9 protein-coding genes are annotated in these 7768 nt (G+C 57.9%); 4 read left to right on the plus strand and 5 right to left on the minus strand.

Going from position 1 to position 7768, the window contains the following annotated elements; genetic code table 11:
• Window positions 1–316, plus strand: a 316-nt coding sequence (locus HV744_RS35700; RefSeq protein ID WP_217469210.1) for an ATP-binding protein, incomplete at its 5' end; no start/stop codon positions are given.
• A gap of 169 nt (window positions 317–485) precedes the next feature.
• On the opposite strand, the gene HV744_RS35705 is transcribed toward HV744_RS35700, so the two are convergent.
• Complete coding sequence (locus HV744_RS35705) at window positions 486–2087, minus strand: mechanosensitive ion channel family protein (protein WP_175153957.1); 1602 nt, start codon at window positions 2085–2087, stop codon at window positions 486–488.
• A 187-nt stretch (window positions 2088–2274) separates the two neighbouring features.
• Here HV744_RS35705 and HV744_RS35710 point away from each other — a divergent pair, with 187 nt between their 5' ends.
• Window positions 2275–2514 (plus strand): hypothetical protein, encoded by a 240-nt coding sequence (locus tag HV744_RS35710; protein WP_175153958.1) that lies wholly within the window; start codon window positions 2275–2277, stop codon window positions 2512–2514.
• A 195-nt stretch (window positions 2515–2709) separates the two neighbouring features.
• On the opposite strand, the gene HV744_RS35715 is transcribed toward HV744_RS35710, so the two are convergent.
• The 3 genes from HV744_RS35715 to HV744_RS35725 form a co-directional block, all read right to left on the minus strand.
• Window positions 2710–3174, minus strand: coding sequence for a nuclear transport factor 2 family protein (locus tag HV744_RS35715; protein ID WP_175153959.1), 465 nt, complete (start codon window positions 3172–3174; stop codon window positions 2710–2712).
• Between the two features lie 358 nt (window positions 3175–3532).
• Entirely contained in the window at window positions 3533–5296 is a 1764-nt protein-coding gene (locus HV744_RS35720; RefSeq protein ID WP_175153960.1) for an ATP-binding protein, read from the minus strand.
• A gap of 52 nt (window positions 5297–5348) precedes the next feature.
• The gene (locus HV744_RS35725; RefSeq protein WP_175153961.1) at window positions 5349–5486 is read right to left on the minus strand and encodes a hypothetical protein; all 138 of its coding nucleotides are present in this window, start codon (window positions 5484–5486) and stop codon (window positions 5349–5351) included.
• 549 nt (window positions 5487–6035) lie between these two features.
• Here HV744_RS35725 and HV744_RS35730 point away from each other — a divergent pair.
• Complete coding sequence (locus tag HV744_RS35730; protein ID WP_175153962.1) at window positions 6036–6704, plus strand: response regulator transcription factor; 669 nt, start codon at window positions 6036–6038, stop codon at window positions 6702–6704.
• Window positions 6705–6769: 65 nt separating this feature from the next.
• Here the strand turns inward: HV744_RS35730 and HV744_RS35735 are convergent, their stop codons facing one another.
• Window positions 6770–7153 carry a response regulator transcription factor gene (locus HV744_RS35735; protein WP_246279370.1) on the minus strand — a complete coding sequence of 128 codons (384 nt, stop codon included), beginning with the start codon at window positions 7151–7153 and terminating at the stop codon, window positions 6770–6772.
• Window positions 7154–7494: 341 nt separating this feature from the next.
• On the opposite strand from HV744_RS35735, the gene HV744_RS36955 reads away from it, so the two are divergent.
• Window positions 7495–7768: hypothetical protein (locus HV744_RS36955; RefSeq protein WP_217469211.1), on the plus strand; the 274-nt coding region annotated here is incomplete at its 3' end.

The raw sequence follows: 7768 nt of genomic DNA on the forward strand, positions 1-7768 counted from the left end.
TCTGGTCATCAACGCGATCGAGGCCATGAGCGGCGTCAGCGATGGCACGCGAGAACTGTTAGTCACCACCGGGAGAGCCGACGCTGGTTGCGTGCTCGTGGCGGTACGCGACTCGGGGCCCGGCTTTGCCCCGAAGGACGTCGAGCACATCTTTGCCCCCTTTTACACAACGAAACCTGCTGGTCTGGGGATGGGGCTGTCAATCTGCCGTTCGATCATTGAAGCGCATGGTGGACGACTGTGGGCAAACGCGAATACGCCCTGCGGCGCGATCTTTCAGTTTATGGTGCCCGCTTATCCAGATGACTCATCCTGATTGCCGCGCAGCGCGACCTGACCGCGGTCCGCACGGACCTGGCTTTGCGCGCGGCAATCAAGAGCATGCGCCGTCGAGTCACTGTGAAACGACGCGGGGCGGTACGTATGGCATTGACCAGTCGAACAGTCTCCGTCTTATGAAGTAGCCATCCGCTACCCACTAGCTCCTACTCCCGGAGAGAGTGCGTCAACCCATGGAAGAGTCTGGAAAGAAGCGACCGGTGTTCGGTACCCGGCCCTGCCAGGAGACCTACACCATCGTCTATCCGCTCAGGCTCCAGCGTCGCAGGACGCGTCGATGAGATCGCCTGCGCAGCAGGTACGATCGCCCGAATTTGCTCGCTCGCCAGGAACCATACGCTGCTCGCGCACAGCGCCACCAGGCGAACGACGGCGACGCCATCGCCCGTTGCGCCGACGTCGCCCCAGTGATCACCGGGATTGAGGCGCCCAATTTCACGAAAAGTGGTGTGCTCTTCGGCCTGCATCGACAGCACGCCCGATTCGACAATATAGACGCCACCCGGCTGCTCACCGACTTCAAGCAATGTCGTGTGGGATTCAACCACATGACGCTCGGCATGATCGGCCAAACGGTCGCGCTCGATAGGCGTTAGGTCGTCGAACATGCCGAGCAAATCCTGCGGCGGCGCAAGGCCGCCGGTCCCGTCGCTCGCCGCCAACAAGCCGACGGGCGTGCGCGGCACACGCAGCGACGCCAAATGCTGATAGGCGATATCAAGAAACCGGGTCGACACCTGCCCCTCCGATCCGCGCTCGCGCGTGAAGTAATACACCTCATACTCCACGTGATCAACGGTCGATGTCCTGATGGTAATCCTCGCTGGTGGTTCAGGGGCAATCTGTATGCATCCTTGCACCGCACGCGTCAGTGCAGTAATCACAAACTGCGGACGAATGTCCGGGCGTAACTGGATTCGCACGTTCGCGCCGCGCATCTCAGCCGGTTGGCTGGTATTGATGAATCGCGTCTTCGCGATCACGCTGTTCGGCACCACCGCGACGTTCCTCTCGAGCGTCATGATATGCGTCGCACGCCAGTGCATTTCGACGACCCGTCCCTCGAGCGTCGCGTCGAGTACGATCCAGTCGCCGATCGTGTAGGGTCGCGTCAGATTCAGAACCAGGCCGGAGAACACGTCACCGAGCGTACTTTGCAGCGCGAGCCCGACGACGATCGCTATCGCGCCCGACGTAGCCAGGAGCGTGCCGACGGGCAGCCCAAACACGTTCGAACAGACTTCCAGTGTCGCGACGATGTAGATAACCGTTGCCACGATGTCGTGGATAAGCCGCTGTCGCGCAGGGTTGTTGGTCACGCGCCGCGACGCCCGCAACAGGCCGATCAAGACCGAAGCGCCACCGAACCACCAGAGCGCAATCAGCAGCTGGCCGGTGCCGTGGACGAATAACGACGCGGACGACGGTACCGGTCGGCTAGGCAAGAGGCCCGCGCGCAATAGCATGATCGTGAAAAGGCAGAACGCTGCGAGCCGAATGACCGTGCGCAGAAACGGTACCCTCAGCGCGGGAATGCCCGATATCACCACGAAGCATGCGGCGGCAAACGCCGCAATCGCCAACGGGTCGGACAGTTCGGGCAGGTCGGTCATCGTTACAACTCCCCCTATGCCGGCGCCCAACGAATGCAGTGAATCGTTCACCTGAAAATGCGTCGCGTCGAGCGCCAGCGCGACGTGCATGTCGACGGCCGGTCGACGTGACAGGAGCGGCATCGCAATAGCCATGATGTCAGGTGCTGATATCAATAGCTAGGGGTGCTGGGATGGATAGCTCCCGCTCCTGCGATGCCGAATCTTGTACTTGTTGCGTAACCACCGACGAAACCGCGTAGCGGTATAACCGTCGAGCGCTTGCGACCGGATTGTCGACAACCATCACGTCAGTCGCACCGCTTGACATGGTGACCGGCAAATGCTCATCGTCACCGACGTGACTGGTTTGGCTTTTTTCGATGAAGGTGACATTCGGCCTGACGTTCGAAGTGCCGGTCATCATCGTCACAGTCGCTCGCCGGCCTGGTCAGCGTTAAAAAAACGCCTGCAGATACGTCCTTATGTGATCGTTGGCGCATTCGTGATCGCCACAGCCCTTTACGCCACCGGACGTGCTCTCGCAGTTTCTCCTGTCAGCACCACTGATCGTTCTCTATGAAGTGGGCCTTCCCGACACGACTCACCATACGAAGAGACAAGCAAGCCGGATAAGCGCGCTGCTTGTATTCTCGCAATACGTCGCACCGCGCGGTCCGCCACCCGTTAGTTCTACGGGTTGGCGGCATAGGCAAATACGCAGGTAGCGGCCGAAGTTTGGTCTCACCTAACTACTGGAAAAGAACTCCATCGATGGCTAATCCGTATCTAGCCACGGATAGCGGCCCGTATCCTTCCCTGCGTAATCCGGATCGAGGTAGATATAGATACGCTGGATCTTCCAGTCGCGGATCTCGAACACATCGCACCAGTTTCCAGCAGCCCAGGCAGGCACGCCAGCCCGCCATGGACCGTCGCGATGTTCACCATGGCTCGTCCCTTCAATGACAACTGTGTCACTTCCAGAAAAAATGCAGTTGAAGTGAGCGTAGTGGTGAGCGACCGACTTCAATGTGCCTCCGACGTCCGCGAATAGTCGGCCGATCTGTTCCCTGCCGCTAGCCAGTCCCCACTTGGGAAAGAACACTTGCGCGTCGTCGGCGAATAAATCAATGATCGAGCCGCCCGACGAAGTCACACCCCCATTGTCGAACGCTTTCAGATACTCGATGGCTACAGACTTTCTCTGTTCATCGGTCATGGTTTGCATCGTGAGAGCCATGGTGTTCTCCTGTTCATCGCGATTGTGCTCCGTCATTCGGCCTGCGGCCGGCAGCGATATAGCGAAGCCAGCGCCAAGGATTCAAGTCCCGAGGCAACGCCGATATTGTTCTGGCCACAACGATTTGCCCCATGTTCGTCGCAACGGCGCACAGCAGCGGAATTAATCCCGCGTGCTGGCTGGTGTACTCGAGTCGAGCCAGACAGTTTATCCACGCCACTCGGATTAATCGGTGCCGCTTCATTCTGAATGACGGACGCTGTCTACGTCAGGCTCGAGCAGCCTCATTCGAGGCGCTCAAGCACTTCGGGACTTCAAGCTGTTTACACGTCGACTCCGCGCTAAATGTGGGCATTGCTCATTGCGCAATTAGCGATACCACGTGTTTGACAAACGGGTCGGTCGGTGACTGTTCGTCATCAGATGCACGGACCGTTTCTGTTAGTCCGGACGCCGTCTCGTCCACGCGCCCGTCAGACCATGTTGTTAGCGCCAATTGAGCGTACTTTCGTACCTCCTGGCTTAGGCCAAGCGCACAGAAGAATGGCACTGTCGCAGCAAGGAGTTCCAGGCCCAGCACCCGATTCCGGTGTGAATAGAACACCAGATGAAGCGCTGACCGAACATCGTCGAGTTGGCTCTTGAAATCCGCCAGCGCATTTTCGTCAGTGTACATGTGAGACATAAATAGCGTTCGTTGAAGAACTCTGCGCACGAACTCGATGAAACGGTGCTCAAATGTTTCAAGCTCGCCATTGTCTCTCAACGCTTGTAGCGCATATGCGCGACCGCTCCCGAGCAACCGGTACCTGGTCGCTGCGCCGCTATTCTCGGCGATAAGCAACGACTTTTCGCAAAGCACGCACATTCCATCTAAAATTTCCGTCTCGTCGACGTCCTCCGCGCCAACCACCGCAATTGCCGCCTGGAGGCCGAAGAATGAAGGGAACACCGCGAGCCTTCTCAGAACAGCCTGCTCCTTGGCAGACAGGAGACTGTGACTCCAATCGAACGTCGCTTTTAGAGTTTGATGTCGAGGTACCGCCGTCCGATCCCCGGCGGTCAAGAAACAATACCGGTTATCAAGGTCTGCGGCGAGTTCCTGGATTCCGAGGGCAACCGCCCTTGAAGCTGCAAGCTCGATTGCAAGTGGTATCCCGTCAAGGCGACGGCAAATTCCCCCCGCTATGGCGACGGTTCCAGGGCTGCTTCCGAACTGTCGATCAATCGCTCTCGCCCGGCTCAGAAAGAGTTGAACCGCGCTCGTACGAGCAGGATCCTGATCGCCGTCGTCGGCGAGCGGCACATCGAGCGACGGCACCCTATAAACTATCTCTCCTGGCACCTTCAGTCGTTCACGGCTTGTCGCCATGACTGCGCAGGTCGGAGCCGAAGAGAGGATCACCTGGGCGATGTCAGCCGCCGCGTGGATCACGTGTTCGCAGTTATCCAGCACGACCAGTGCGTTTTTTCCTCGTAACGATGCGAGCACGCGTTCCATTGCGGTGCCGACTGGGCCCGCCTCGCACCCCAGTGCATCAGCCACTGCAGCTTGCACAAATTGTGGCACCGTCACGCGCGATAACTCTACTAACCACACGCCGCCACTAAATGTCCGCTTCAGACAGTGTGCCGCCTCGATCGCAAGGGTTGTCTTGCCTATTCCGCCAGGGCCAACGAGGTTGACCAGCGTCGACTCTCCGCACAGATTCACCACCTCCCGAATCGATTCGTCGCGGCCGAAAGCAGGAATTCTCGTGAGAGGAAGATTAGATTTTCTGGCCGTCGGCGCCGCCACGGTGGTAGCGTGATCGTTAAGCTGAACTGACTCGTCGTTCTCAACCGCAAGACGATAGCCACGCCTTGGCACCACAACAAGCCTGTCGGAATCCCTACCGAGCACTTTTCTTATCGTTGCAATTTGGACATGAATGTTGTTTTCAATCACGACCGTATTGGGCCATACTCGCCGCATGATCTCGTCTTTCGTGACGAGCCCACCGCGCGCATTCGCCAGTAATTCGAGGAGGTCAAATGCCTTAGGCCCCAAATCGAAAGGCCTGCCGGATACGAGTACACGACGTTCATCAGTCAGTATCTCGACGTTCCCGATCGTCAACATTCTGTGCTCTCTCCCTGCGCTATACCGCCACCGCAACGAACCCGCGATGTCTTCACGCAATACGTTGCTCGCTGAACGAAAGGGAACGTAGGCTGTTTTCCGGTTCAGCAAACCAAACTGCAGCCGCGGCTGCTTCAAAACTCAGCGTGCCGCAAGGAGCTTGCGCGCTGCGATATGTCGTCATATTCACGGTATTCTCCGTTTGATCCGTCCGCACGATGTGCTAATAAAGTGGACGAGGGCCTGGCCGCGGTGGAAGTAGCCAATGCCTTTGGCTGTATCGCTCATTGCAGTGGAAATCCGTCGGCAGTAGACCAAAGATACGCGCACCTGACTGCCAATCCCATTCTTCGAACGGATCGCGCCACCGCTGCGTAGGCGTCGAGAACCGATACCAATGTATATCTCGCGAGATGGTGGATCGGCGCCGTGCCGTGCCCTAGAGCAGGGAGACGCTTAGATCCCACGCTAGACTGATCTAGCCATTCGAGCTGCTACATGACCGCGCAATGCTCCCTTTGGCAAAACGTCAGACAAAATCGGCGTGGGAGGCATGGGCGCCCTGTTTCGGAGTGGCTCGGAAAAAAAGAACTGCCCGTGGTAAATTTAACGTCATGCTGATGCTTGCTCTGACGGTACCGGATAGCACCGGTCTTGGGGATGCTCTCAGGTCTTCCGCTCTCGCTTCGGGCAGCCGATGGCTAACCGCACGCATGCTTTAGCACTCAGGAGGGGAGAAATGATTTCGGTACCGCGTTCGAATTCGACCCGCAGTTCCGACGATAAAAAATCACCTGTGGTTTATATAGTCGACGATGACGATTCAATCCGGCTCGCGCTGAGCGACTTGCTTTTATCGGTAGGGCTACGCGTTGAAACGTTTGGATCGTCGCAGGAATTTCTTGCTTTCCCAAAGTACGATGCACCAAGTTGTCTGATCCTCGATGTCAGGCTGCGTGGCGAAAGCGGCCTTACATTTCAGGAAGATGTTGCGAAGACTGGCCTGCGCATGCCAATTTTGTTCATGACGGCCCATGGTGACATCGAAATGTCTGTAAAGGCAATGAAAGCTGGCGCTCTTGACTTTTTTTCCAAGCCCTTTCGCGATCAGGACATGCTCGACGCCGTCTCCCATGCGCTGACGCGTGACGCGGAGCGTCTTGCGGCGGACCGTTCCCTCGCAGCGCTGCGAGCCTGCTACGATTCGTTGACTCCGCGGGAGCGCGAGATAGTAGGGTTCGTAATCGCGGGCCTGATGAATAAACAAATTGCGTCCGAGATAAATCTCAGCGAAATCACCGTTAAGACCCATCGCGCACAAGCGATGAAGAAAATGGAAGCGCATTCCGTAGCAGATCTGGTGCGAAAGGCCGAAGCACTAGGAGTCAAACCGCATTACACAGAGTGATCCCGATATTCCACGACGGCGCGCACCCGCTGTCACTGCCTGGGTGCCGACGAGCGACGGGCACCCTATGGGCCGCCTGATATGAGAGCCAGATACTGCGCGAGGATCGCAGCATCCACTGGCTTCTCCAAGAGTGCCATGATGCTGTTTGCTTTGATTTTTGCCTGGATTTCGGCGGGTGGAACAGCGGACAATACGGCCGTCATCAAAATGGTGGGCGGCGCGCACCCAAGTTCGATCAGTCGATTGTGTAAATCGAGACCGGACAGGCCCGGCATGAGCACATCGGAGATCAAGCATGTCGTTTGTTCGACGCATGCTGATGCCAAAAACTCCTCCGCAGAAGCGAATGCATACGCATCCCAGCCTAACGAACTCACCAGATCCGCAGTAGCCAGCCGAATAGCTTCGTCGTCGTCGACAATGCAAACCATGTGGGTTTTACGCAAATCGCCCCCTCTGCCCTCGTCGAACGGTGCGCAACAGGTAGACGCGAAAGAATGACCGCCAAGTTCACGCTTGACGAAAAGAGCTTAGATGAGAAGCGGGCGGACGGGAATGATACCAACGTATCAACCGCTTCGGCTCTGTCCGATGAAATGCGGCATATCAGGGAACCAAACTTCGAATCGGTTCGCTCGCAGTGCAATATTGTTCGTCTTACACCGCTTTTCGGGCGCCTTTGTTCTGGCTGAGACACACGGACAAAGTCGCTGCTTCGTAACCCATGGCCGCCAGCAGCCCGACGGCAAAGTGCTACAGGCATACCCTACTTATGGCTCCAGCGCCGATGCAGGTCCTGTGTGACGATGGCGAGCTCGTCTTCTGTCGAGGCCGACGCACCAGCGATGGTGGCGCCGAGCACGTCCTGATCGTGCGGGCTGCCACCGACCATCCCCTGCCCGCCAGCCTCGATCGCCTCGCCCATGAATTCGCACTGAAGGACGAACTCAATGGCGCGTGGGCGGTGCGGCCGCTGGAGCTTCTGCGCGAAGACGGCCGGACCCTGCTGGTGCTCGAGGATCCGGGCGGTGAGCCGCTCGCGCGGCTGCTCGGCGCGCCCA

It is taken from the genome of Paraburkholderia ultramafica (genome assembly GCF_902859915.1).
GTDB lineage: Bacteria > Pseudomonadota > Gammaproteobacteria > Burkholderiales > Burkholderiaceae > Paraburkholderia > Paraburkholderia ultramafica.